This window comes from Mucilaginibacter terrae, assembly GCF_031951985.1.
Lineage (GTDB): Bacteria > Bacteroidota > Bacteroidia > Sphingobacteriales > Sphingobacteriaceae > Mucilaginibacter > Mucilaginibacter terrae_A.
The window spans coordinates 1,855,653-1,879,755 of record NZ_JAVLVU010000001.1; the positions used below are offsets into that span (position 1 = coordinate 1,855,653).

Below are 24,103 nucleotides of genomic sequence, written 5' to 3' on the forward strand. Positions count from 1 at the left end.
TGGTAATGTATTTAGATAGTGTTGCAGATTTAAATGCTTGCACCTATTTTGCGGAATGTTTAAGCCGCGTACTCAAAAAGCGTTCAACCTACAGCAGTATTTATTGTGTATAGCAGCACTTACATTATTACTAATTGCTTTATTTACAGCAGGCAACTTTCCCGGTATTATTGAACGCTATTATACTAATGGCGTGTACATACCCGTAAGTGCCATACTCCATTTTTTGTTGGGATGGTTGCCCTTTAGCCTGGGCGATGTTTTTTACACGATCATCATCCTGCTTTTTATTTACAGCCTTTATAGGTTCATCATCAACCTGTTTCAAAAGCAATTCAGGTTAATTGGAATAGGGGCATTACGGTTTATTATAAGTTTACAGCTTTTTATAGCTACCTTTTACCTTTTATGGGGAATGAATTACTCCCGACCACCCGCTGCGCAAATATTGAACCTTCAGGATAGCACTTATACCCTTAGCGAGTTAAAAAGTGTAACTTCGATGCTAATTGATAGCGTTAATGCGCGGCGTGCAGCACTCCAACATACCGATACTTTGAAAAGTAACGAGGCCATTTATCAAACATCGGTACGGGCTATTAAAAGTGCTGGCAACACCAACCCGGCCTTGAAAAGCTACTTTCCTGAAGCAAAATCATCATTGTTTACACCGGTTATTAACTACCTGAACACGGCAGGCTATTTTAACCCCTTCACAGGCGAAACGCAGGTTAACTACAGCATGCCGTTATTAAACAAACCCATAACTGCTTGCCATGAAATGGCACATCAAATGGGTTTTGCACGCGAAGATGAAGCTAATTTTATAGGTTTTATGGCGGGAAAGGAATCACCCGACAGGCTGCTGAGATATTCAGCTTATTACATGGCAATGGAAGAGTTTACACGCAACGTGTATCATCGCGATAGCATTTCGTTTAAACAACTTAAACTTCGCCTCTCCCCTGCTGTAAAGCAAGACCTAAAAACCGACCAAGCCTACTGGATGCGCTATCAAAATCAACTTAGTTATGTAAGCAGCCTGTTTTACGATAATTTTTTGAAAGCCAATAACCAACCCCAGGGACTGCGCACGTATAATCGTATGATTATTTTAACAATGGCGTATTATAAGAAGGTTCATAGATGATTGTTGGGTTCATAGTAGCTGCACTTTTAAGTTCACTGAGCTAAAACCATTACCACAAAACTTCCGGCCATGAACTATCATCCATAAACCATGAACAAGAAGAATTAACTATTCTTAATTAAAATACTTTCCACTACAAAGGCCACGTCTTCAAATTTGTCGGTAGTACGTTCAAGGGCACCTAAAATTTCGCTGTGCTTAATAAGGTTTATCGAATCGGTTTCGTTAGCATTGAGTTGTGCAAAGGCCCGGTCATAAACCTTATCGGCCTCATGCTCCAGTTGCTTAATTTCGGCGCAAATGTGCGATATGGTTTCACTGTCGCTTATGTTATTGAGTGCCCTTACCAAGGTTTCCATTTGCATACTTGAATCCAGCACAATGCGGCAAAGCTCAAGCATGGGTGGCGTAATGGCATCTATAGAATACAGGTTAATACGGCGTGCCGAAGCATCTACATAATCAGATGCTGCACTAATAGCCGACGCCAGCGCATACATATCATTACGCTCAAAGGGTGATACGAGCGCCTTGCCTGATGTAGCATACACCTGGCGCTTAATTTCGGCCGACGCAGTTTTTAAGCGGCTTATTTGCGCAAATTCTGTTTTTTGTTCGGGTATCCATTCGCCGCTAACGGCTTCAAACAATAATTTAGCCATGGCTGTACAGTTTGAGGCTGCCCGGTTAAACAAACCAAAAAACATTTTATCGTTATCTGGCAAAAAGCGGCTTAAAATAGAACTCATGACTATTATTACGGTTATAAATGATAGGATGCAATATACACCTAACTTTAATAAAATTTAATAATGTGCATAATTTTCATCTTAACACACCTTTGCATCGTTAACAAAATGTTAATATAAGATTACAAAAAGGTTAAGTTACCTTTGCCATCATGTCAAAAGACAGCCTCCCTACTTACGCTATTGTCGAACTGTTAATCCGTCTCGAAGAAATAAATCCATTAATTGGCAGCTATAAAGACCATGTACCGCACGAATATGGCGTAATGGTAAAAACCACCAACGGGCATATCAATTTTTCGCGCCAGTTAGTTATACAGCAATTTAATAATCCCGGCCTTATCAACAAAACAGAGCTTGAAACTGTAGCCCAGCTCTTTAAATATTCGACCTGATACTTCTATTTTAATTTTTTAAGCACGTACAATGCTCCGGCAATAATACCGGCCGCTCCTGCATACTTGCCTAACTTTTTGCCGCTTACTTTTTTTGAAGTGTAACCGCCCGATATTTGGTTATGCTCGCGTGTAGGTTCAAAAATACTACCGTTGGTTACCGGAGCGGGTTCTGCCTTTTTTAAATACAGCTGCATAAATTTGGCCGATGTAAAGCGGGTAAGTTTAGGAGCAATCCACTGGCTGAAGCGCGCAAAATAAGCCGCACTGCCCAACATAACCGAGTCTTTAGGATTTTGAGCTAAATCTACTACTGTATTAGCCACCTTATAAGTAGGCACTACAGGTGGGGCCGGTTTTAAAACCTTGCCAGTGTAATTAGCTGCATGGCTTGGTCCGGGCGTATCAACAAAGCCGGGGTAAACATCGCAAATATGTATACCCGGATAATCATGCAGTTCGGCACGCAAAGCATCAGAGTAACCTCTCAAGCCAAACTTACTTGCCGTGTATGATACAGAGTAAGGGAAAGCCACAAAGCCCCCAACCGAATTAAGATTAATAATAATTCCCTGTTTTTGCTTCCTGAAATGCGTCATGGCGGCATGAGCGCCATTTATGTAACCCAACAGGTTGGTTTTAATAACCTGGTTGTGCACCTCAATAGGTATGGTGGTAAATTCACCCAACGCACCAATACCGGCCACATTTACCCATACGTCCAAACTTCCTCCAAACAGGCTGGCATCATTGGCCAAACGCACCATAGCTTCAGGATGGGTAACATCGGTAATTACAGCTATGGCTTTACCGCCCAGGCGGTCGCAAAGGTCAACCATCTCATCGAGCACATCTTTTTGCCGGGCGGCTAATACCAGCTTGGCACCATGGCGGGCAAATTCAAGTGCAGTTGCACGGCCAATGCCGCTGGTAGCTCCGGTTATTACCACCGTTTTTTTATTTAAGGGCGATGATGTTGTTATGCTCATACGTTTTTGGATAAATGCTTTAATTAAGAAAAACCGTTCGAAAGGTTAATAGTTTTGGATTTCAAGTGCATTTAGATGCGTAAGTGAAAATTAGAAAATTCACTAAAAGTAAATTTTTCTAATTTATAGGCACCTGTATACTACTCATCCCAGTAGCCAAACTTACCTGCATTATAATCATCATACGCTTGTTTGATCTCTTGCTGGGTATTCATTACAAACGGTCCGTGCGATACTACAGGTTCATTAAACGGCATAGCATGGCCCAGCAACAGCATGCTATCGGGTTTGGCTTGTATGGTAAGAGTGTCGCCGTTATGATCAAATTCGGCCAGATGTAAGGCGCGTACGGCAGTGCCGTTAACAACTACCTCACCTGTAATTACGTAAAAGAAAATACTGTGCGCTTCGGGAATTTGTACATCCAGTTCGGCCCCTGGTTTAAAATGTATGGTACTCAGAAATATGCCTGTTTCTGATTCAAAGGCACCTTGTACATCCTTCCACTGGCCCGATATGAGGTTGGCTGTAACCGTACATTCATTTAATTGCAATACCGGTATTTCATCTTTTTGCTTACCAATGTAAAAGGGCTCGGCCATTTTGAGTTTGGCAGGCAGGTTTACCCATAACTGCAATATTTCGAGCGGACCACCCTCCTGCTTAAATTCATTTGATGATACTTCGGCATGTATTAGTCCGCGCCCGGCGCGCATCCATTGTATACCACCGGCTTTAATTACACTTTCGTGACCGCTACTGTCCTTATGGGCAATATCTCCCTCTATAATAAAGGTAACAGTTTCCATTCCTCTGTGCGGGTGAGGGCCAAACGGCAAGCCGCTATTATGTGCCGGGTAAACCTGCGGACCATGATGATTTAAAAACAAAAACGGATCGATATACTCAACCGATTGAGTGGGTAGTGCACGGTAGGTTACCAAATTAGCAATGGGCGCATATACGGCCTGGTGTATTTTTTTAACGCTTCGCATTTTATAAAAAGATGTATTTATGGGTAATGTTTTAATAAAACCCGATTGCTTTGCAATAAACTACCACAATTATCATAATAAAAAAGCATATTCGCAGTTACTGACCTGTACACTTAACTTAATCGTTCACCACAAACAAATGTTGGCTTTGCGCTGCCTACCCCACAACGCATGCAATTTAAACACACCACACTCTGCTTACTTGTCCTTATTTTATTATGCAGCCTGCAGGCATCGGCACAAAAAAAATTCACCATCAGTGGCACCATTCGTGATGCAGCCACGGGCGAAACTTTAATTGGCGCTTCGATAAAAATTGAAGGCCCTGCCGGCAAGGTGGGTACCTCTACCAACGGCTATGGCTTTTACTCGCTCACTGCTGCCGAAGGCACTTACACCCTTAGCGTTAGTTATGTAAGTTACCAGGTAATTAGTCAAACCGTTAATCTTAACCAAAACACTAATCTTAACCTCGATTTAAAGGCGGGTAATGAACTTGCAGCCGTTATAGTTAGCGCGCGCGACCGTAAAGATCAAAATGTGCGCAGCCCCCAAATGGGTGTTGAAAAGTTGGATATGAAACTGCTGGATAACCTGCCCGTTTTGTTCGGCGAAAAGGACGTGTTGAAGACCATTCAGCTGCTGCCGGGCGTAAAATCAGGTGGTGAAGGCAATACGGGTTTCTTTGTGCGTGGCGGAGCATCCGACCAAAATTTGATTTTGCTGGATGAAGCCACGGTTTACAATTCTTCGCACCTGTTAGGCTTTTTCTCCACCTTTAATGCCGATGCCATTAAAACTGCCGACCTATATAAAGGCGGTATGCCCTCGCAATATGGCGGCAGGCTATCATCAGTGCTCGACGTAAAAATGGATGATGGCAATAACAAAAACTTCAGCATGCAGGGCGGTTTGGGCCTAATATCATCAAGGCTTAAACTGGAAGGACCGCTAATTAAAGATAAAAGCTCGTTTATGATAAGCGCGCGCCGTACCTATATCGACTTTATATTGAAAGCCGTGCCCGACAGCAACCTGAAAGGCAATACGCTCAATTTTTACGACCTGAATGCCAAGGTCAACTATAAGTTCGATGATAAGAACACCGTTTACCTTTCGGGATATTTTGGCAAGGACAACATTGGTATAAAAGACCTTTTTAAAAATGATTGGGGTAACAGCACAGCCACGCTACGTTATAATCACGTGTTCAACAGCCGTTTGTTTTCAAATGCCTCGCTCATTTATAACAAGTACAATTACAGCGTTGAACTTCTCGACGAGGTAAACAGCTTTACGGCCACCTCTCTCATCCGCGATTTTAATTTAAAGGAAGACCTGCAATATTTTAGCAACAAACACACCATCAGGTTTGGTGCCCAAGCCACACATCACCGCATTGCCCCGTCAGATATTATACCCGGCAGTAACTCAAGCTTCAACCCTCTCTCCATTGAAAACCGTTATGGCTTGGAGTCTTCGGCCTATATTTCGGATGAATACGTGGTAAACCCGCGTTTAAATTTATTGTACGGCTTACGGGCAAGCTGGTTTAGTTTGCTGGGGCCTGGTACTTTTGATACTTATAATGCCAGCGGCAGTGTAACCTCATCACGCACTTATAGCAGCGGCAAGTTTGTGCAAAATTACTTTAACCTCGAACCTCGCTTTTCGGCCAGCTTTACCATTAACGAGCGTAACTCCATCAAGGCATCGTACAACCGTAATACGCAAAACATACACATATTATCAAACGCGGCATCAAGCTCGCCAACCGATCAGTATGTGATGAGCAGCAATAACATCCGCCCCGAAATTGCCGATCAGGTGGCCTTCGGGTTCTTCAAAAACATCAGCAATAACACTTTCGAGTTTTCGGCCGAAACTTATTACAAGTGGATGCAAAACCAGATTGAGTATAAAGATGCCGCCCGCCTGTTAGCCAATGCCGAGGTAGAATCACAATTGTTGTTTGGCAGCGGCCGGGCCTATGGATTGGAGCTTTACGCCAAAAAACGTACCGGCAAACTTACCGGTTGGATAAGCTATACCCTATCGCGCACCGAACGTAAATTTAACGGACTTAACAACGGCAACTATTTCCCGGCCCGGCAAGACCGCACGCATGATGTTGCCCTGGTGGGTATTTACAAGCTCAACAAACGCTGGACATTTTCGGGCAACTACATTTATTACACCGGCAATGCGGTAACCTATCCGGCCGGCAAATATCAGATTGGCGGCAACACTACCTACTATTACACCGAACGTAATGCCAACCGCATGCCCTACACCGGTCGTTTAGATCTAAGCGCAACATTGGAGGGTAAGGACACGGGCAAACGTTTCAGGTCGAGCTGGTCGTTTGGTTTGTATAATGCGCTTAATCGCAAAAACCCATATTCAATTGATTTTAGAGATGTACCGAATGACCCAACCCGAACAGAAGCGGTACAAACAGCGTTATTTGGCATAGTACCATCAATAACCTGGAATTTTAAATTTTAAGCTGAAATGAAAAGACTATACTACTTTCTTCCACTTTTGGCCATAGTGCTTGCTTTTACATCCTGCGAAAAGGTGATTGACATACAGGTGAACACCTCACCGTCGCAAATTGTTATTGAGGGCAACGTGACAAATACACGCGAACAACAAACGGTAAAAATTACCCGCTCGGTTGATTATAAAAACACCAATGTTTACCCAACGGTATCAGGAGCTGTAGTAAAGCTCACTGATAATGCAGGCGGTTCGTGGAATTTTAGCGAAGTATCGCCGGGCGTATATCGATCATCAGTAATGACGGGCCGGGCTGGACGCACTTACACACTGAATGTTAGTGTTGACAACAAAACGTACACAGCGGCTTCAACCATGCCCGTCCAGGTACGCGCCGACTCTATAACTTTGACCGACGTTACCTTTGGCAGCCGTACGCGTAAAATGACAGCAGTGCACTACACCGATCCTAAAGGTGTAGCCAACCAATACCGTTACCTGCTGCGCATAAACGGACAGCAAACCAACCGCATTTACGTATTTGATGACCGCCTTAAAGACGGCAACATTAGCAAAGACGAGCTATACCCCGACCCAGATGATGACGACAGCAGCAAAGACCTAAAATCGGGGGATGTAGCAGAAGTGGAGATACAAAACATTGATAAAGCCGTTTTTAATTACTGGTTTACCCTAAGGCAGCAAAGCCGCGGCGGGCCGGGCGGTGCTACTACTCCTGGCAATCCGCCATCAAACTTTAACAATGGTGCGTTGGGGTACTTTAGCGCACATACTTACCAAAGTATATCTATTACGGTGCCGTAATGTTAGTGTAAACTTCCCCCCAATAATTGTTTAATTAATAGCCTCAGCGCATTAAAAAGCGTAATTTTGTGCATATCTATTTTTTTGAATGGGCGCGCAGGCTGTATCTTTTCCATACCCAAAACATTATTTACGCATAGCGGTAAGCACGGTGTTTTTCCTACCCGGAATTATATTTGCCAGCTGGGCATCGCGCATTGCCACCATTCAGCAAACTCTTAACCTGAGCGATGCGGCTTTGGGCGGCATTTTATTTTGTATACCGGTAGGGCTCATTATATCATTACCTGTGGCAGGTTGGCTCATATCACGCATTGGAAGCCGTATGCTTGTATTGCTGGGTATATCGGCCTATGCGGTGGGCCTGGTTGGTTTAGGGTGGGCTCCCAATGTCCCGCTGTTAATGGCCTGTATGGTAGGCTTTGGATTTGCCAGTAACAGTGTAAACATAGCCGTTAATACCCAAGCCGTAGCTACCGAAAAGCTTTACAACAAACCCATCATGGCTTCATTTCATGGTTTGTGGAGCTTGGCGGGATTTGCAGGGGCTGGTATTGGCACCTTTATGATAGGCAAAAATATTTTGCCGCTGTACCATTTTGCTTTGATGACCGCCATTGTGTTGGTTATACTTTTTGTGAGCTATCGCTATTTGTTGAATGATAAAGGCCCTGCCGAAACCCGGCAAGGTTTTGTTATGCCCGACAGGCCGCTCATTAAACTGGGCATTATTGCATTTTGCTCATTAATTTGCGAGGGTGCCATGTTTGATTGGAGCGTAATTTACTTTAAAAAAGTACTCCATGCCCATAATGGCTGGATGGGAGCGGGCTACACTGTATTTATGTGTACCATGGCCATGGGCCGCTTTATTGCCGATTGGTTTGCACACCGTTTTGGGCTAAAGCAAACATTACAAATAAGCGGATTGCTTACAGCAGTGGGCTTATTAATAGCCGTTATATTTCCACAAATACCTACAGCTATGATTGGTTTTTTGCTGGTTGGTTTTGGCGTATCATCGGTAGTGCCTATGATTTACAGCGTGGCTGGAAAATCAAAAACCATGTCGCCGGGCATGGCACTGGCAGCGGTGTCAACTATTGGTTTTGTGGGCTTTTTGGTTGGTCCGCCGGTTATAGGTTTTGTGGCAGGTTTATTTAATCTGAGGGTAAGCTTTATACTGATTGCGGTGATGGGCTTGTGCGTAACGGGTATTTCGAGTAAAGTGAAGATTTGAAGAATAGAGACAAGAAGTAAGAGCCGTGAGCCAAGAATTTTGAAAATCTTAGTTAAGCGATTAACCTGCGTCTTCGAAAAGATCTCTCACTATCGTTCGAGATGACAAGTTATTTTTATCGAAATCTTACTTCTTAGCCGTGTTTAAATCAGCATCTGTAGGATTTAAAATGTATTCGCGATGCTCTCCATTGTGGCGCAGGATAAACTTCAGGCGCTCACCAGGAATAGTAATATCAAGCGAAAGAGTGGCAATTACATCGGGCAGGTTTTCCATGATGCTATCCATGTTGCTACCGCCGGGCAGATCAACAATGATAGCATCTTCAACCGGTTCAATTTTCCAATCTTTAATATTGGCGTTGGTTAAAACCTCGATCCATTTTTGCTGATAGGCATTCATACTTTAAATAAGCATGAATACCCCGCAAATGTTTTAGTAATGGAATATTGCTTCGGTAGTATCGTAGCTTATGTTTCCCACTTTAAGTGTGCAGTTCAACTTATCAATACGTTTACCGGTTTGGGTAATATGATACTCATAAGTAGCAGGCCCCAATTCGGGATTACCATTTTCGGTAATTTTAAGCGGGAGCCTATCAAGCGTGCTCAGCACCACATCATTAAATACATCTTGCGCCTGGTGCTGGTACAAAGAGTGTAGTAAAGCAAAAGGATTAATATACACCACGGGCGACCAGCTTTCGTACTTACGCACAACTGTTGCCAGTAATGCGCTATGCTCATCATACCACTTGCTCTGTGTTTGTGTTAGGATACCATTGGCATCATACTGATAAATTATATCTTCTGTTAGCGATAGCACGCCATTTAAGGCCACCATATGTTTCAATGTTGCTGCCTGCCCTTTGGCGTTGTAAGTATAATTGAAACGCGCAGTTTCGGCACCGCCGTTACCCAAATAACTCTTTTGTGATACCTTGCCATTGGCATAAGTATATCGGGTGTTTAAAGCACCGTCGTATATCATTTCGGTTGGCTTACCGTTTTGGTAATTAAAAGTACCCGTATGTTTCCATGCCAGGTTGCTGCTGCCCGATGAATACTGCTTCAGTTTGCTATCGGCGTTATAAACAAATTCGAGTTTATGGGTTACGCCTACATCCCAGGTAACATACTTTACTAAATCAACAGGCGTTTTAATGATAGCGTCGTTATCGCCGGCGCTTTGTTGAACAGTGCTCTTTTTGCACGATTGGAAGACAATAATAGAGAGTAATAAAATTGCGAAGCGATTCAATAGGTTCATATACCCCTTATACGGATATATGCCTGTTTACGTTACAGCACAGGCGATATTTAGTAAGCACTTACTTTAAAAACAGTCATACTTATATCGAAACTGCTATTAATCAAACTGTTTAATAATAAACCTTACGACCTAAAAAGTTATCGATCTTAAATATAAATGCAATGGATGCATTGGTGGCAATGGTTGTATTGCGCCCGGTTACAAATCGTCCACCTGTTAAAAACATGGAGAAGCTGCTGTTAAATGTATGCCCGTAGCTTAAGTTTACCTGTGTAAACCTGAAATCGCGCGCAGTATAAATGTTGCGGGTAAAAGCTGTAAAATCACTTTTTGATATTACACCCGATACGCCGATCGATAACTGATCATGAAACTTTTTATCGAGCGTTATACCGAACGATGCACCATACCTGCCTTGAATTGGGCCGTTGGTGCCAAAGTATTTACGTATACCGCCATCAAGGCTTAACGAATAAAAACTGTTGCCTATTTTACCTGCTCCCGAAAAACCCAAACGCAGATCGCCTCCGGCTTGGGCAAAGCCTAAACCTTCTGACTGATAAAGTGGGATTATGCCGGTTCCCTGCAAGGTAAAGTAATAGCGGTAATCGATATTAGCGAGGTAATACTTCAGCCCCAGCTCCATATCGCCAAAACCCGATACGCCAAAGCTGCGGCCGGTACTATCTTGAATATTATAACTCAAAAAGGGCAAGGAACCTACCGCAGCAAGTTTTCGCACTATACCATACTCGGCATACAAGCTAACGCTATGTGATCTGAACACGCCATTATTAGGTCGGTTAAGCTTTCGTCCTGTCGAGTCCCAGTCTTTATTGGCCGTAAAATAAGTGTAAGACGGCGACAATATTAACCTACGCGGACGCGTAGGCCACCCGCAGTAGGCATCAAATCCTAAAAACAGGCATACACAGGTAATTAAAAGTATTTTTTTAGCCAAAGTGATTGTTTTAAAATGATACAATTAAAAGAGTGCAAACGTATCGCGCATCCACCTGCCCTCATAGTTTTTATAAAATAAGGCCACCTCATGTCCTAAATCTTTAAAAACTATCATATGCTTATCAACCTGCAAATTATTAAAAGCCGCATACTCATTATCAGGTGGAGCAAGGTGGTCGAGCAAACCTATACCTACCAGGGTTGGGCATTTCACACGCGATGCAAAATTCTTAGTATCAAAATACGATAAGTTATCAAGTAGTTTATCCATGGTTAAGCCCCGGTTAGCCCTAACGTAGCGATTAAAATCGCGCAGGGGCCAAACTACCTTGCCGGGTAAGGCTTTTACATCGCATAAAATAGGGTTTTGTGCCGAGCACAGCTTAATACGATGATCAAGGCCTGCCGTTGCTATGGAAAGGAAGCCTCCCATGCTACCGCCCGATACCATAATATTATCATGGTCCAATTCATCGCGTGAAAAAATAAAATCAACCATGCGCACGCAATCCATAATGGCACCACGCATTACATAGCGGTTCCTGTCTTCGAGGCCGGTAAAAATATAATCATCGCGCAGGGTGCGTATGCGGTCGCGGCTGTTGCCCTGCCCTCTTACATTGATAACCACAATGGCCAAATCCTCATCCGACCCAAACATGGGCTTCAGATTAACCTGGTAACCAGGCAAACCTAACAGTACAGGGAAACGCTTACGTTTATTTTTAGTCATGGGTAAGGTCATCCACCCGCGCACGGTAATATTGCCTAATGATTGCATCTCGATGGCAAAAACCCGGCGGTTATCTTTAGCCGAATCGGGCATCTCGGTTACTTTAAAATTGGGAGTTACTTTTTCCAGTTCGGCCAGTGTCTTGTTCCAAAAGTCATCAAAATCTGCAGGAGCCTGGTGTTCCGATTTAATTTTGGTAGGATCGACCCCGAATGTACGACGCACGGTATCGTCATACTCGGGAAAGTTGACCACAAACTGTACTTTGTAAAAACCTGAACCTTGCCCCGGTATGCGCAGGGTTAAGCTTTTTTCGCCTTTACGATTGATGGTTACGGGCTGGTTCCTTTGGGTGATTTCTTTTTCATCCAAACTTAAAACACGGTAGCCTACCGTGCCGATTTGCCTGGTGTTAAACGTATTTTTAAGATCGATTTTGTAGTTGATATTGCTATTAGCATTATAAATAGCATCCTTAGCTACAGGTGTGGCGTTAATGGTGATCTCGCCTTCGTCGCCCCCACCCTCCTGTGCTTGTGCAGGACATGCAAACAATACTAAAGTAAGTATAGACCAGGTAAAAGCTGGAAGACGTTTGAGTAATGAGAGCCGTATTATTAAAAGCATATATTATAAACCTGCTAACTGCCTCAACGCGTTGGTTGTTAATTTCGCAAGCGTTTGGGTATAAAGGTACAATATATGTTACAAAAAGCTATGATGATATGATTATGAGTATTAAAAACTATTTACATTTTTATAATTACCATAAAACAAAAAGGGCCGCCCCAATAATCAGGGCGGCCCTCTGTACTATGCAGGTGGCTAATTACTTAACCGAAAACTTGTAAATAGTAGTGGTTTTATAAGTTTGACCTGGTTTTAACTCGGTGCTTGGGAACGATGGCTTGTTAGGCGAATCGGGGTAGTGCTGTGTTTCTAAACACAAAGCAGTACGGTAATCATCTTTAGCGCCGCCTTTAAAGGTTACTTTACTTTTCATAAAGTTACCGCTGTAAAACTGTATACCAGGCTCATCGGTAAATACGTCCATTACAATGCCGGTTTTGTCACCTTGGAGGGTTGCAATGGCAGTTTTCAAATCGTGCTTGTTTAATACAAAATTATGGTCATAACCACCACCGGCTTTAAGCTGCTCATCGCCCTCGCCTATACGCGAACCTATTTCGGTTGGTTTACGAAAATCGAATGGTGTATTTTGAACAGGTGCAATTTTTCCGGTCGGGATAAGAGTAGTATCAACCGGGGTAATACCATCGGCATCAATTTGAAGGGTGTGTTTTAAAATTTCGCCGCTGCCTACGCCATTCAGGTTAAAGAATGAGTGGTTGGTTAGGTTAAGCACCGTTGCTTTATCGGTAGTAGCAGTATAATGTATTTCTACAGCATTGTCATCAGTAAGATCATAAACTACGGTCACTTTTAAATTACCCGGGTAACCTTCTTCACCATCAGCAGCAGTATAAGTAAGCTCAATGCTATGATCATCAATTTGTTTGGCATCCCAAACTTTGGCATCAAAGCCATTGGTGCCGCCGTGCAGGCTGTTTGGGCCGTTATTTACCGGCAATTTATACTCTTTACCTTCTAAAGTAAATTTAGCACCGCCAATGCGGTTACCGTAACGACCAATAAGCGCACCGTAAAAGTTTGGTTTAGCGGTTTCAAAACCATCAATACCGGCCGGACCGGCAATTACGTCAACCATTTTACCATCTTTACCGGGTACCAGCAGGCTTACCAATCGGCCACCGTAGTTAGTAATGGCAGCTTCAACACCTTTGCTGTTTTTAAGGATGAATAGTTTTACTTCTTTTCCGTCAATGGTTTTTGCAAAATCTTTTGCTACAGGGAGCTGCGTAGATGCGGCAGTGCTGTCTGTCATGTTTGTTTCGTTTTTTTTAGTTGATTGATTACAGGCTGCCAGGGATAATAATCCGACGGCCAGCATGGCGGCATAAAAGCCTTTGTTTTTCATATAATTCATAACTGGTTTGTTAGGGTTGGTTTATTGTTTAAACGGCATGATTATTAATGCCAAACGCTATAATAACAGTGGCCTAAAATGAGTAAAAAAACCAGCATTAACAATAACTGTTTGTTCAACATTTATTCCTTTTGCACCAATTTTTGATTATACCGTTGTAAATGCTGCGGGCCATAAACAGCCAATGGCGTAAGCCGGTCGTTAAATATAATGTTATTGCTTTTGTAAAACTGCTTAAAATCTTCGGCAGTGCCCTGACCCGGAAACGGTGCATAGTAATGCTCGGGCCCGTTGTTACGCCATATAAGCAGGTACGAAATTTTATTGTAGGTTGATAATAAAGGTAAAAGCTGCTTCGTCCACCAGGTTGAATCGGGTATGCCCTGGTAGCCGGTTTCGGCAATGCTGGCAATTTTATGGTGTTCGTCGGCCTGTTGCTGCAACAACTCTAACTGGCGTTTCATATGATAATTGTACTGGGCAGTAGTATCTAACTGGTAACGGTCAAAACCAATTACGTCCACGTATTCATCGCCCGGGTATCGTCCCATCATTTCCCAGTCGGAGTAATAATCGGCTGTCGAGTAAACCATGAGCAGGTTGTGCAGCTTTCTGTTATTGCGCAAATAGTTAACGGTAAACTGCCATAAGGCCACAAAATCATCGGCGGTAGCATTATCCGTTCCCCACCAAAACCAATTGCCGGTCAATTCATGAAAAGGGCGAAACAAAATTGGAATTGCCTCTCCATCCTTTCCCTTTAAGCTGCTTAAGTATTTGGCAGCACGGTCGAGCCAGGTGCGGTACATTTCGTGGTGCGAGCCACCCGGCAGCAATTGTTTGAGGTATATTCCCGAGGTATCCCACGATGTTTTAAGCGTTACCGGGTTATTCATGTGCCAGCAAAAGGTATTGATACCGCCACGCTCGTAAGCCTCACGCACCAAACGGGCTTGTGTTTTAAAAGGAATTTGATTGATGTCCCAAAGGCTGTCCAATTCAATGCCCGAAAGGTCCCAACCATACACTGCCGGGTAAGCACCAGTTACATTATGCACGTCCGAACTATCTTTCAACTTAAAATGTACGCCATAAGCCGTATCATCATGATGCCCGAACATAATACCTGCTCCTGACAGGCGCTGCATGCTTCCATACAACCACCGTGTTTCATTTGTAGCCAAACTATCGGCAGGCAAATTATATTGTGCACGGGCAAAACTTAACATACCCGTTATGAGTATTATACATGCGATACATAGTTTAGAAAACATTAAGTCAAATATGCAGTTTTTACAAAGTTTTACATTGGCCGAACATAACTTTTGGGCAATTTTTAGGTTAGTTGAAAATATGGTGTAATTTTACGCCCTCTTAAATGGATAATCAAAATAGCACATCAACCGAGCTACCAAAGGCTAAGCCATCAATATTTAAAGGATTTAAACAGTTCTTTATTGATGTGTATGATGTATTCAGGTTTATATTCCGCTTTTTCAGGGAAGTGTTTGCCCCGCCCTATGAGTTCAGGGAACTGATTAAACAATGCTGGGAAGTTGGGGTACGTTCATTATTGCTTATTACCGTTACTGGTTTTATTGTGGGCTTGATATTTACCAAGCAGTCGCGCCCATCATTATTGCAGTTTGGTGCTACGTCGTGGATTCCATCATTAGTTTCAATTGCCATCATGCGGGCTTTGGCCCCTCTGGTTACTGCCCTTATTAGTGCAGGCCGTGTGGGTTCGAGTATTGGTGCAGAGCTGGGCTCGATGCGTGTAACCGAGCAAATTGATGCCATGGAGGTATCGGGTACACATCCGTTTAAATACCTGGTTTGTATGCGTACACTGGCTACAACTATTGCCATCCCCATGCTTTCTATATATAACGGCTTAATAGCCATGTTGGGCGGCTATCTTAACGTGTATGTAAACGAAGGCACCAGCTTTACTACTTATGTGCAGCAGTTTTTCCAGCCGTTAGGATACATTGATTTTGTATCGTCAATCATCAAATCAATGGTTTTTGGTTTTACAATTGGTATTGTAGGCTCGTACCAGGGCTGGAATTCATCGAGCGGTACAGCCGGCGTAGGTAAGGCAGCTAACTCTGCCGTAGTAACCGCCATGTTTTTGGTGTTTATTGAAGAAGTAATTATTGTACAAATAACCGGCTGGTTCCGCTAAACAAATAAGAAATGGGAAAGCAACACCACGCCATAGACTATAACGAAAAGGTTATCGACATTAAGGGTTTAACTAAATCCTTTGGTGATTACCACGTACTACGAGGTATTGATCTTCACTTGTTTAAAAATGAAAACCTGGTGGTACTCGGCCGTTCGGGCACGGGCAAATCAGTTTTGATAAAAATCATTTCGGGGTTGCTTAGGGCAGATGCCGGACAGGTGGGCGTTTTGGGCAATGAGGTTGTAAATATCAGCAACTATGATTTGCAGGAATTGCGTAAACGGATAGGGTTTTCGTTTCAAAACAGTGCCCTGTACGATAGTATGACCGTGCGCAAAAATCTTGAGTTTCCGCTGGTGCGTAACCAAAAAAACCTTAAGCGTAAGGAGATTGATAGCATGGTTGAGCGTGTTTTAGAAGCTGTTGGCTTAAAACAAACTATCAATCAAATGCCATCCGAACTTTCGGGCGGACAGCGGAAGCGTATTGGCATTGCACGTACTCTTATACTTCGTCCCGAAATTATGCTGTATGATGAGCCCACCGCAGGCTTAGACCCCATCACATCGATGGAAATAAATAACTTAATTAACAGCGTTCAGGAGCGCTTTAATACATCATCTATCATTATTACCCATGATTTAACTTGCGCTAAGGCCGTTGGCGACCGTGTAGCCATGCTGCTCGATGGTCAATTCCAGCGCCAGGGTTCATTTGAAGAGGTATTTGCTACTGATGATGTACGTGTGAAACAGTTTTACGACTATAACTTTACCGATTGAAATAATGGAATTAAAAGAAAATAAATATGCTTTTTGGGTGGGTCTTTTTATAGCCGTTGGCGTACTCATTTTTTTAGTGGGCATATTCACCTTGGGTAACCAGCAAAAAAGCTTTAGCAATGGTTTACACCTGCGTGCACGCTTTGCCAACGTATCGGGCCTTATTAAGGGCAATAACGTTTGGTTTTCGGGCGTAAAGGTTGGTACCATTAAAAAAATCACCTTTACCGGTATAAACCAGGTAGACGTTGAATTTAATGTTGACCCTAACATTCAGCAATATATCCATAAGGATGCTGTTGCCGAAATTAGCTCCGAAGGTTTTATTGGTAATAAAATTATAGCTATTGACGGCGGCACGCCATCGGCACCGGTTATTGAGAACGGCACGCTCATGAACTCGAAAGGGATGCTTAATACCGATGAGATCATGAAAACCTTCCAAAAAAACAACCAAAATTTACTTTCAATCACCGGCGATTTTAAAACACTGGCCAAAAACATGGTTGAGGGCAAAGGTTTGGCTGGCTCACTCCTGGCCGACTCGGCTTTGGCCATGCAATTCAGGATGGTGGTTGCTAACTTGCAAAGCACTACATCAAGAGCTGCGCAAATGACCGAAGAACTTAACCGCTTTGGCGTTAAAATGAATACCAAAGGTGGCCTGGCAGATAAAATGCTTACCGATACCGCAGTATTTTCTAAACTACAGCAGTCGGCCAATCAATTACAAGAGGCCACCGCAAAAGCGGGTGTGTTAACTGATAACCTGAACAAAGCCAGCAGCAAGTTAAACAGTACCGACAATGCAATGGGCGCTTTGTTGAACGACGAAAAATCGGCCGCCGAACTGAAGAGCATGCTGCATTACTTAAACCAGAGTTCGATTAAATTGAACGATGATCTGGAAGCTGTGCAGCATAATTTCCTGTTAAGAGGTTTCTTCAAAAAACGTGAGAAAGAAGAAAAGAAAGCTCAGGAAGCGAATAACAAGCAGTAATACTTTAGATGCATAATTATTATGCTTCTAATAAATGAAAGCAATGTTTAGCATTTTGTAATTTAAATGCAACATTGCTTTTGTTTTTGCGTAAGAGTAAACAAATACTTAACCGCAAGAAAAGGAGCCATGTTAATTGACTTTACCGGCAAAACAGTACTCGTCACCGGCGGCTCGCGCGGTATAGGTAAAGCATGTGCAAGGCTATTTGCATCATTAAATGCTGATGTAATAATTACCTACAACAAAAACATTGAAGAGGCCGAAAAAACCATTACCGAACTTGCCCACCAGGGCAATCACGGGCTTTTTCAGTTAGATCAAAGCAAACCTAAGTGTGTACACCGCTTTTTTGATAAAATGCTGGAGCACTACCCGCAATTAGATGTACTGATCAACAATGCAGGCGTTTACATTGAACATAAAATAAACGAAGTTAGTTACGAAGACTGGCAGCAGAGCTGGGAAGAAACTATTAGTACTAACCTGAGTGGCGTGGCTAACCTGTGTTTTTTTGCATCGCGGCAAATGATACACCAGGACGGCGGTAAGATCATCAATATTTCATCGCGTGGTGCCTTCAGGGGCGAACCTGACCATCCGGCTTATGCAGCCAGCAAAGCGGGTTTAAACGCCATGAGTCAATCATTAGCGGTGAGTTTAGCACCTCACAATATAAGCGTACATATTATTGCCCCCGGCTTTGTAGAAACTGACATGACCACCGAATTTTTAAATAGCGAAGCCGGTGAGGACATTAAAAAGCAAAGTCCTTTTAACCGTGTTGCCACAGCCGAGGAGGTTGCAAGAATAGCGGCGGTATATGCATCATCGGGGTTTGAGTTTAGTTCGGCTGGTATTATTGATATAAATGGTGCGTCGTATTTAAGGAGTTAAACCGAGTATTTCTCATTGGTAATTATCTTACCAATTCCTCCTATCAACTGCTGCTACCAATAACCACCGCTACTAAATCTACCCCATTACAGAGTGTTTCAACCCATCAAAAATACTTTCAAAAAAGGTAGGAATACTTAACCCATTGCTATGGTTAAAGTATATGAAGATGATGAGTACAACTGCTGCAATAATTATAAAACGCTTAAACAGGTATCCTATAAAAACAATGATTAGCGGTATAGCTACCAGCCACATCCAGCTTATTTTCCACGGACTCAGTTTATCGCCATGTTTGTAAATGTAGTAAAGTACCGAGTATGAGCCGGCCTCATTTTTATGCTTTACATACATAAATGTTGACTTTTGTAGCTTTTGCCGATAGAAAGCTGTACCATTTTGAAAGGTCAAATCGTACTCAAAGCCGTTAATGGTGAAAGCAAATTTGCCGTTCACGCTTTCCTGTATTTGCTCAAGAGTATCAGTAGCTACCACGGCAACCTCATTTTGCGCAAAGGGATTTTCTTTAACTACAAAACGTTTAATACTAACGGTGTCGGCCATGCTGATACCTGTACCTAATACCAAAAAAACTATAGCGAGTATTATTTTTTTCATCCAGCGTAAATTAACATCAGGAGTTTAATAAGCTACCTGTTGAGCAGGTAAATATAAAGATTTAATACAGTGGCAAAGCTAACCCATAATAAATATGGCACCATTAACCATGCAGCTACTTTACTGAATTTGCTAAACAAATAAATATTAGCCACAATACTCAGCCATAAAAACACAATTACTACCAAGCCACCTAAAGTTTGCTGCATACCAAAAAACACAGCCGACCATGCAAAATTTATAATGAGTTGAATAAAATAGGTATTGCGTGTATTAGCATATAAAGTACTATCGTTACGGCGTTGCCAAACCAACCAGGCAGCTATAGCTATAAGTAGATATAATGTAGTCCAAACCGGGGCAAATAACCAGTTAGGTGGATTAAACGAGGGCTTGTTAAGTGTGGCATACCAACCGGAAATTTGTGGCCGCGTAAACATTGAAGCTGTATAAGCAATGCCTTCGGTAATAATAATGCTTATTACCAACGCCCACCATTTTACCGCACCCTTATTTTTTTGCTGTACCTGTAATGTTGCCATATTGCTCGTTAACAACGCACCGGGCAATAAGTTTATTTATGATATACCCAACAGTGCTTCATACAATTTATCAACCTCAATAGGTTTGCGTAAAAAGCCGTTAAAGTAATTGTTATACTCCTCGTGGTGCTCGGCGGTTATATCGGCCGTAAGGGCAAATATAGGGGTATTGGTATTAGGATTATGGTTATTACGAATATGTATGGTGGCATCAAACCCATTCATTTCGGGCATGTGTATATCCATCAAAATAAAATCAAATGTTTTTTGACAGGCTTTTTCAACGGCGTCAACCCCGTTTATGGCATGTTCAGCTAATATGCCCCACTTAGAAAGCAGCTTGCGGGCAACCATAGCATTAATCATATTATCATCAGCCAGCAGCACTACTTTATTGTGCAGCTTATTTAAGTGCTTAACTGATTGCACTTTTTGTTTAGCCGCTTTCTTTAGTTTAAGATCAAAGTAAAACCTTGACCCCTCGCCTACCTTGCTTGCAAAATAAACTTGGCTTCCATGAAGTTCTACCAGCTTTTTTACAATGGCAAGCCCCAACCCCGAACCACCCTGTTTGCGGGTTGTAATGCTTTTAGGCTGGGTGAAGCTGTTAAACATTTCGTCAAAAAACTCCCTGGGTATACCAACGCCTGTATCGGTTACGGTAAAGCGTATGCTATCATATTCGCCTTGCGAAGATGTAAGCTTCAGTTTTGCCGTTATTTTTCCTTTCTCGGTAAATTTAATGGCATTACTAATTAAATTGTTTAATATCTGGCTTAACTTGGTTTCATCAAGCTCATAGGCATCAGCAAGGTGTTCATCTATCAACAGTTCGGTATCAAGATCTTTTTCGCGAGCCATGTTATTGTAGGTTTCGCAAAGGCCTTTAACCAGCTTAACTAAATTACACGGGCGAGACTCCAAATTTACCTTACCAGTATCAAGCTTGGTAAAATCAAGTATATCGTTAATAATTTGCAACAGGTTGTTTGATGCAAACTTTAAAGAATCAATCAATTGCGCTTCTTCGGTATCAACACGGTCGCTCAGTAATGAGGTTATGGTTATTACCGCATTTAAAGGCGTACGTATTTCATGGCTCATGGTTGACAGGAAGTTTTGTTTTACCGAAGCTGCCTGCTCGGCCCGAGCCTGATTCTCCAAAATGCGGGCACGCTCCTTTTCCATTTGTGCTTCCTTCTCCAGCGATTCCATTTTGGCAATCAACTCATAGTTTTCTATCACCTTTTGGGTTTGCGAGTTGATAACCGTTTCCTTGTGCTGAAGATATTGTTCGAGATACTCTAATGAGCGTTCAGTATTCCCCTCCTGCTTATAAATGCGATAAAGCTGGTAACACGATTTAAAAATTATATAGATAATTTTATACTGGGTACTAAACTGCAAAGCTTTTTCGAGCACATGCTTGGCCTTGGCTGTATCGCCGGTTTTAATATACAGCGAGCCCAGTTTACAGTAAACCATGCCCAATCCCAAGCGCTCGCCCATGTCACGATGAATTGATAAAGCTTGATGAAAATCTCGCTCGGCCTCTTCCCATTTTTGCTGGGCAGCATACACTTTGCCACGACCGTAGAGCGCAAAAGCCAGCCCGCGTATGTCGCCGCTTTTATTCTTTATATCAATGGATTTACTGATGATCTTCATCGCCAGTTTCACCTTATCCATTTTCAGGTAAATACCCGAAAGCGGGTTGTAAGCATTGGCAATAAGGTCGGGGGCTTTCACTTTCCGGGCAGCATCAATAGTAGCCATATATGCGCGAATGGCATTTTTACGGTCGCCAAAGTATTCGAAAATGGTACCTAACGATTTTTGTACCCGTGCCTGATTGTGGTAATCATTATACTTACGATAAACAATAAGGCACTCCATGAGATTTACAAGCCCCAGGTGATAATTATCGGTTTTATAATGTACGCCGGCAATATTGTAACGGGCATCAGCTATACCACGGTCATCATGCAGTTGCTCAAAATGCTTAATAGCTTCGTTAGCAGCCCTAACCGAGCGGGCATATTCGCCCCGTATCATATAAAATAACGACAGCTGATTAAGGCTTTTTCCTGTAAGGCTTTTATCATTAAGTTTCCTGCTGGCACTCAATGCTTTATTAGCCAGGTTTATACTCAGGCTTAAATTATGAACGCGACTTGTGTATGCAGTATGCAGTAAGGCCATTACATCATGGCTGCTCGTAAACTTGTCGCTCATTTACTCAAAAAGGTAAAAATTAATCAGTGGTATAAATGCGTATCTGCAATCGTTGGTTATACCAAAGTAAATAAATAATATATCATAAGATAAAATATTTCGATATATTATTTATACCTCAACAGTTTTAATTAGAAACGTGGTAACAAAGCTTTCCTATTATAGCTAAATTTGCAACTGCATGTTATTCATATTATACCGCGACGATTATCTTATTGCCATTAACAAACCGCACGATCTGCTTGTACACCGTTCAAGTATTGCTGTCGACGTACAGGAATTTGCCCTGCAAATGTTGCGCGATCAGATAGGTCGCCCAGTTTACCCGGCCCACCGCCTCGATCGTAAAACCTCCGGAGTATTACTTTTTGCGTTGGATAAAGAAACCGAGATAGCCATGCAAAAGCAATTTGCCGCCAACCACGTAAAAAAGAGTTATTGGGCTATTTTACGCGGACATGCACCCGATAATGGCGAAATTGACTATCCGTTAAAAAAAGAGAACGGCACCCTGCAAGATGCCTTTACTGCCTACACCACACTGGCCCGGGCCGAACTGCCTGTTGCCTTTGGAAAGTTTGCCACATCACGCTATTCATTAGTAGAGGCACGCCCCCAAACCGGCCGCATGCACCAGCTACGCAAGCATTTTGCCCACATATTTCATCCCATTATTGGCGACCGAACCCACGGCTGCAACAAGCAAAACAAACTATTTACCGAGCAATGGAAAATGAATACCATGTTGCTGCATGCCCGTAGCCTTACATTTAAACACCCGGTAACTTGCGAAGAGATTGTTATAGAAGCACCGCTTATGCCCGAATTTACTCGTATGATGCTTTTGATGGGTTGGAGCGAAGACTCCCTACACCCCAAAAATATCGGGGTACTGTAAAGCTGCTTTCAGTATGAAGTTCATAGAATCGGTCACCCATATTTCGCCGTCTTTAACCTTTTGTAAAACCTCGGGGGCGGGCATGGTAAGCACTTCAATATTTTCGGTAACATCCAGCTTTTGGGCCGAATTAAACTCAGCATTGAACAGAATATAGCCGTAGGTAATTTGCTTGGTTTTGGTAGGATTATTGGCAATTTTACCCAACGAGATCAACTGCTCGGCTTCTGCTTTTACACCCACTTCTTCCTCCAACTCGTTTAAGGCCGATTGTATGAGCGATTTATTTTTTTGCTGCATACCGCCGGGGAGTTCGAGCAGTATTTCGCCCAAGGCATGTTTGTATTGGCGCACCAGGATAACCTCATGCTGAGGCGTTAAGGCCAGTACCTGCACCACATCGCCCAGCGGCGAAAAGTAATAATCGTCGATTACCAACCCGTTAGTCAATTCAACCGTATGTTTTAATATGGGGAACCACGGACTTGGAGATACGTCGGTTTCGTTTATAACTTTCCACTTTTGGATATTGGGTTTCATAGCGGCTAAAGTAGCAAGTTTTTAATTGTATATTAGAATTACAAAGTGCTACATATGTTCAATAGTTCAACTTTAACCAATATCATTCGCGAAGCGTTAAGCATTTTGCCGAACATTGATGAAAAGCGCATGTTTGGTGGCACTTGCTTTATGGTTGATGATAAAATGTGCATTTGTGTTAGCAAACACCACCTGCTGTGCCGCATTGGAGAAGAGCGGGCGGTGGTGGAACTGGAAAACGATACCTGCAGGCAAATGATACACGGTGGGCGCTTAATGAAAGATTATGTTTATGTGGATTTTGAAAATCTTCGTGATTTAAAACATCTAAACCGGTGGATTGACCTGTGCCTTGATTATAATCCACAAGCTAAGGCTTCGAAAAAACAATCTTCAATCTAACTTATAGCCAAACTGATTCTCTCTCCAAAAGCTGTATAAAAACTCCTTTTTGTTTTAAGCAAACCTCTATTTATACATAACCTTTTGTGGGGAATTTGCGTAGAAATGGGCATACAATCTACACAAATGCATAGCCCATGGGGAATTATCGCCACAAATCAATCACTTTATATTACC

The 24,103-nt window shown here is 42.6% G+C and carries 24 protein-coding genes; 11 read left to right on the forward strand and 13 right to left on the reverse strand.

The genetic code is table 11. The annotated features are described in order from the left end of the window. The first annotated feature begins 55 nt into the window (after nt 1-55). The gene (locus tag QE417_RS07455) at nt 56-1,150 is read left to right on the forward strand and encodes a DUF3810 domain-containing protein (RefSeq protein ID WP_311948887.1); all 1,095 of its coding nucleotides are present in this window, start codon (nt 56-58) and stop codon (nt 1,148-1,150) included. Between the two features lie 104 nt (nt 1,151-1,254). Here QE417_RS07455 and QE417_RS07460 read toward each other — a convergent pair whose 3' ends face one another. Further along, nucleotides 1,255-1,899 (reverse strand): DUF47 domain-containing protein, encoded by a 645-nt coding sequence (locus tag QE417_RS07460; RefSeq protein ID WP_311948888.1) that lies wholly within the window; start codon nt 1,897-1,899, stop codon nt 1,255-1,257. A gap of 152 nt (nt 1,900-2,051) precedes the next feature. Between QE417_RS07460 and QE417_RS07465 the strand changes: the two genes are divergently transcribed. Further along, nucleotides 2,052-2,294: a hypothetical protein gene (locus QE417_RS07465; RefSeq protein ID WP_311948889.1), complete on the forward strand. Its 243-nt coding sequence runs from the start codon at nt 2,052-2,054 to the stop codon at nt 2,292-2,294. Nucleotides 2,295-2,299: 5 nt separating this feature from the next. Here the strand turns inward: QE417_RS07465 and QE417_RS07470 are convergent, their stop codons facing one another. Together QE417_RS07470 and QE417_RS07475 are read right to left on the reverse strand one after the other, a co-directional pair. Further along, nucleotides 2,300-3,283: an SDR family oxidoreductase gene (locus tag QE417_RS07470; protein WP_311948892.1), complete on the reverse strand. Its 984-nt coding sequence runs from the start codon at nt 3,281-3,283 to the stop codon at nt 2,300-2,302. A 140-nt stretch (nt 3,284-3,423) separates the two neighbouring features. After that, nucleotides 3,424-4,278, reverse strand: a complete 855-nt coding sequence (locus QE417_RS07475; protein WP_311948894.1) for a pirin family protein — start codon at nt 4,276-4,278, stop codon at nt 3,424-3,426. Between the two features lie 171 nt (nt 4,279-4,449). On the opposite strand from QE417_RS07475, the gene QE417_RS07480 reads away from it, so the two are divergent. The 3 genes from QE417_RS07480 to QE417_RS07490 all read left to right on the forward strand — a co-directional run bounded on the left by QE417_RS07480 (nt 4,450) and on the right by QE417_RS07490 (nt 8,845). Next, nucleotides 4,450-6,786, forward strand: coding sequence for a TonB-dependent receptor (locus QE417_RS07480; RefSeq protein WP_311948896.1), 2,337 nt, complete (start codon nt 4,450-4,452; stop codon nt 6,784-6,786). Nucleotides 6,787-6,792: 6 nt separating this feature from the next. Continuing rightward, the gene (locus QE417_RS07485; protein WP_311948898.1) at nt 6,793-7,605 is read left to right on the forward strand and encodes a DUF4249 domain-containing protein; all 813 of its coding nucleotides are present in this window, start codon (nt 6,793-6,795) and stop codon (nt 7,603-7,605) included. An 88-nt stretch (nt 7,606-7,693) separates the two neighbouring features. Next, nucleotides 7,694-8,845, forward strand: a complete 1,152-nt coding sequence (locus QE417_RS07490; RefSeq protein ID WP_311948900.1) for an MFS transporter — start codon at nt 7,694-7,696, stop codon at nt 8,843-8,845. Nucleotides 8,846-8,971: 126 nt separating this feature from the next. On the opposite strand, the gene QE417_RS07495 is transcribed toward QE417_RS07490, so the two are convergent. From QE417_RS07495 to QE417_RS07520, 6 genes are all read right to left on the reverse strand, one after another. After that, nucleotides 8,972-9,247 carry a hypothetical protein gene (locus QE417_RS07495; RefSeq protein ID WP_311948903.1) on the reverse strand — a complete coding sequence of 92 codons (276 nt, stop codon included), beginning with the start codon at nt 9,245-9,247 and terminating at the stop codon, nt 8,972-8,974. Nucleotides 9,248-9,280: 33 nt separating this feature from the next. Then, nucleotides 9,281-10,114 carry a hypothetical protein gene (locus QE417_RS07500; protein WP_311948905.1) on the reverse strand — a complete coding sequence of 278 codons (834 nt, stop codon included), beginning with the start codon at nt 10,112-10,114 and terminating at the stop codon, nt 9,281-9,283. A gap of 112 nt (nt 10,115-10,226) precedes the next feature. Further along, complete coding sequence (locus tag QE417_RS07505) at nt 10,227-11,078, reverse strand: hypothetical protein (protein ID WP_311948906.1); 852 nt, start codon at nt 11,076-11,078, stop codon at nt 10,227-10,229. 24 nt (nt 11,079-11,102) lie between these two features. After that, on the reverse strand, nt 11,103-12,440 hold the full coding sequence (locus QE417_RS07510; RefSeq protein ID WP_311948907.1) for an acetylxylan esterase: 1,338 nt from the start codon (nt 12,438-12,440) through the stop codon (nt 11,103-11,105). Between the two features lie 202 nt (nt 12,441-12,642). Next, nucleotides 12,643-13,821 (reverse strand): aldose epimerase family protein, encoded by a 1,179-nt coding sequence (locus QE417_RS07515; RefSeq protein ID WP_311948909.1) that lies wholly within the window; start codon nt 13,819-13,821, stop codon nt 12,643-12,645. 122 nt (nt 13,822-13,943) lie between these two features. Beyond that, the gene (locus QE417_RS07520) at nt 13,944-15,050 is read right to left on the reverse strand and encodes a glycoside hydrolase family 26 protein (RefSeq protein WP_311948912.1); all 1,107 of its coding nucleotides are present in this window, start codon (nt 15,048-15,050) and stop codon (nt 13,944-13,946) included. 149 nt (nt 15,051-15,199) lie between these two features. Between QE417_RS07520 and QE417_RS07525 the strand changes: the two genes are divergently transcribed. The 4 genes from QE417_RS07525 (at nt 15,200) to QE417_RS07540 (ending at nt 18,691) form a co-directional block, all read left to right on the forward strand. Further along, entirely contained in the window at nt 15,200-16,009 is an 810-nt protein-coding gene (locus QE417_RS07525) for an MlaE family ABC transporter permease (protein ID WP_311948915.1), read from the forward strand. Between the two features lie 11 nt (nt 16,010-16,020). Beyond that, complete coding sequence (locus QE417_RS07530) at nt 16,021-16,794, forward strand: ABC transporter ATP-binding protein (protein WP_311948917.1); 774 nt, start codon at nt 16,021-16,023, stop codon at nt 16,792-16,794. A 4-nt stretch (nt 16,795-16,798) separates the two neighbouring features. Further along, nucleotides 16,799-17,794: an MlaD family protein gene (locus QE417_RS07535; protein ID WP_311948920.1), complete on the forward strand. Its 996-nt coding sequence runs from the start codon at nt 16,799-16,801 to the stop codon at nt 17,792-17,794. A gap of 129 nt (nt 17,795-17,923) precedes the next feature. After that, complete coding sequence (locus QE417_RS07540) at nt 17,924-18,691, forward strand: SDR family NAD(P)-dependent oxidoreductase (protein WP_311948924.1); 768 nt, start codon at nt 17,924-17,926, stop codon at nt 18,689-18,691. A gap of 78 nt (nt 18,692-18,769) precedes the next feature. Here the strand turns inward: QE417_RS07540 and QE417_RS07545 are convergent, their stop codons facing one another. From QE417_RS07545 to QE417_RS07555, 3 genes are read right to left on the reverse strand one after another with little or no spacing between them, the layout of a single operon-like run. Further along, the gene (locus QE417_RS07545; RefSeq protein ID WP_311948926.1) at nt 18,770-19,309 is read right to left on the reverse strand and encodes a hypothetical protein; all 540 of its coding nucleotides are present in this window, start codon (nt 19,307-19,309) and stop codon (nt 18,770-18,772) included. Between the two features lie 32 nt (nt 19,310-19,341). Next, on the reverse strand, nt 19,342-19,851 hold the full coding sequence (locus tag QE417_RS07550; protein WP_311948928.1) for a TspO/MBR family protein: 510 nt from the start codon (nt 19,849-19,851) through the stop codon (nt 19,342-19,344). 36 nt (nt 19,852-19,887) lie between these two features. Next, entirely contained in the window at nt 19,888-22,086 is a 2,199-nt protein-coding gene (locus tag QE417_RS07555; protein WP_311948931.1) for an ATP-binding protein, read from the reverse strand. Between the two features lie 181 nt (nt 22,087-22,267). Here QE417_RS07555 and QE417_RS07560 point away from each other — a divergent pair, with 181 nt between their 5' ends. Further along, complete coding sequence (locus tag QE417_RS07560) at nt 22,268-22,984, forward strand: pseudouridine synthase (protein ID WP_311948933.1); 717 nt, start codon at nt 22,268-22,270, stop codon at nt 22,982-22,984. On the opposite strand, the gene QE417_RS07565 is transcribed toward QE417_RS07560, so the two are convergent. Further along, nucleotides 22,955-23,524: an NUDIX hydrolase gene (locus QE417_RS07565; protein WP_311948936.1), complete on the reverse strand. Its 570-nt coding sequence runs from the start codon at nt 23,522-23,524 to the stop codon at nt 22,955-22,957. The two genes, QE417_RS07560 and QE417_RS07565, sit on opposite strands and share 30 nt — an antisense overlap. Nucleotides 23,525-23,578: 54 nt before the next feature. Here QE417_RS07565 and QE417_RS07570 point away from each other — a divergent pair, with 54 nt between their 5' ends. Continuing rightward, nucleotides 23,579-23,926 (forward strand): TfoX/Sxy family protein, encoded by a 348-nt coding sequence (locus QE417_RS07570; RefSeq protein WP_311948938.1) that lies wholly within the window; start codon nt 23,579-23,581, stop codon nt 23,924-23,926. Nucleotides 23,927-24,103 lie beyond the last annotated feature (177 nt).

Coding starts and splice junctions, on each gene's coding strand:
- QE417_RS07460 (WP_311948888.1), bottom strand. CDS start 1,899: ATGAGTTCTATTTTAAGCCGCTTTTTGCCAGATAACGATAAAATGTTT.
- QE417_RS07540 (WP_311948924.1), top strand. CDS start 17,924: ATGTTAATTGACTTTACCGGCAAAACAGTACTCGTCACCGGCGGCTCG.
- QE417_RS07480 (WP_311948896.1), top strand. CDS start 4,450: ATGCAATTTAAACACACCACACTCTGCTTACTTGTCCTTATTTTATTA.
- QE417_RS07455 (WP_311948887.1), top strand. CDS start 56: ATGTTTAAGCCGCGTACTCAAAAAGCGTTCAACCTACAGCAGTATTTA.
- QE417_RS07515 (WP_311948909.1), bottom strand. CDS start 13,821: ATGAATTATATGAAAAACAAAGGCTTTTATGCCGCCATGCTGGCCGTC.
- QE417_RS07525 (WP_311948915.1), top strand. CDS start 15,200: ATGGATAATCAAAATAGCACATCAACCGAGCTACCAAAGGCTAAGCCA.
- QE417_RS07520 (WP_311948912.1), bottom strand. CDS start 15,050: ATGTTAAGTTTTGCCCGTGCACAATATAATTTGCCTGCCGATAGTTTG.
- QE417_RS07545 (WP_311948926.1), bottom strand. CDS start 19,309: ATGAAAAAAATAATACTCGCTATAGTTTTTTTGGTATTAGGTACAGGT.
- QE417_RS07470 (WP_311948892.1), bottom strand. CDS start 3,283: ATGAGCATAACAACATCATCGCCCTTAAATAAAAAAACGGTGGTAATA.
- QE417_RS07465 (WP_311948889.1), top strand. CDS start 2,052: ATGTCAAAAGACAGCCTCCCTACTTACGCTATTGTCGAACTGTTAATC.
- QE417_RS07565 (WP_311948936.1), bottom strand. CDS start 23,524: ATGAAACCCAATATCCAAAAGTGGAAAGTTATAAACGAAACCGACGTA.
- QE417_RS07485 (WP_311948898.1), top strand. CDS start 6,793: ATGAAAAGACTATACTACTTTCTTCCACTTTTGGCCATAGTGCTTGCT.
- QE417_RS07495 (WP_311948903.1), bottom strand. CDS start 9,247: ATGAATGCCTATCAGCAAAAATGGATCGAGGTTTTAACCAACGCCAAT.
- QE417_RS07550 (WP_311948928.1), bottom strand. CDS start 19,851: ATGGCAACATTACAGGTACAGCAAAAAAATAAGGGTGCGGTAAAATGG.
- QE417_RS07530 (WP_311948917.1), top strand. CDS start 16,021: ATGGGAAAGCAACACCACGCCATAGACTATAACGAAAAGGTTATCGAC.
- QE417_RS07560 (WP_311948933.1), top strand. CDS start 22,268: ATGTTATTCATATTATACCGCGACGATTATCTTATTGCCATTAACAAA.
- QE417_RS07570 (WP_311948938.1), top strand. CDS start 23,579: ATGTTCAATAGTTCAACTTTAACCAATATCATTCGCGAAGCGTTAAGC.
- QE417_RS07555 (WP_311948931.1), bottom strand. CDS start 22,086: ATGAGCGACAAGTTTACGAGCAGCCATGATGTAATGGCCTTACTGCAT.
- QE417_RS07535 (WP_311948920.1), top strand. CDS start 16,799: ATGGAATTAAAAGAAAATAAATATGCTTTTTGGGTGGGTCTTTTTATA.
- QE417_RS07500 (WP_311948905.1), bottom strand. CDS start 10,114: ATGAACCTATTGAATCGCTTCGCAATTTTATTACTCTCTATTATTGTC.
- QE417_RS07510 (WP_311948907.1), bottom strand. CDS start 12,440: ATGCTTTTAATAATACGGCTCTCATTACTCAAACGTCTTCCAGCTTTT.
- QE417_RS07475 (WP_311948894.1), bottom strand. CDS start 4,278: ATGCGAAGCGTTAAAAAAATACACCAGGCCGTATATGCGCCCATTGCT.
- QE417_RS07490 (WP_311948900.1), top strand. CDS start 7,694: ATGGGCGCGCAGGCTGTATCTTTTCCATACCCAAAACATTATTTACGC.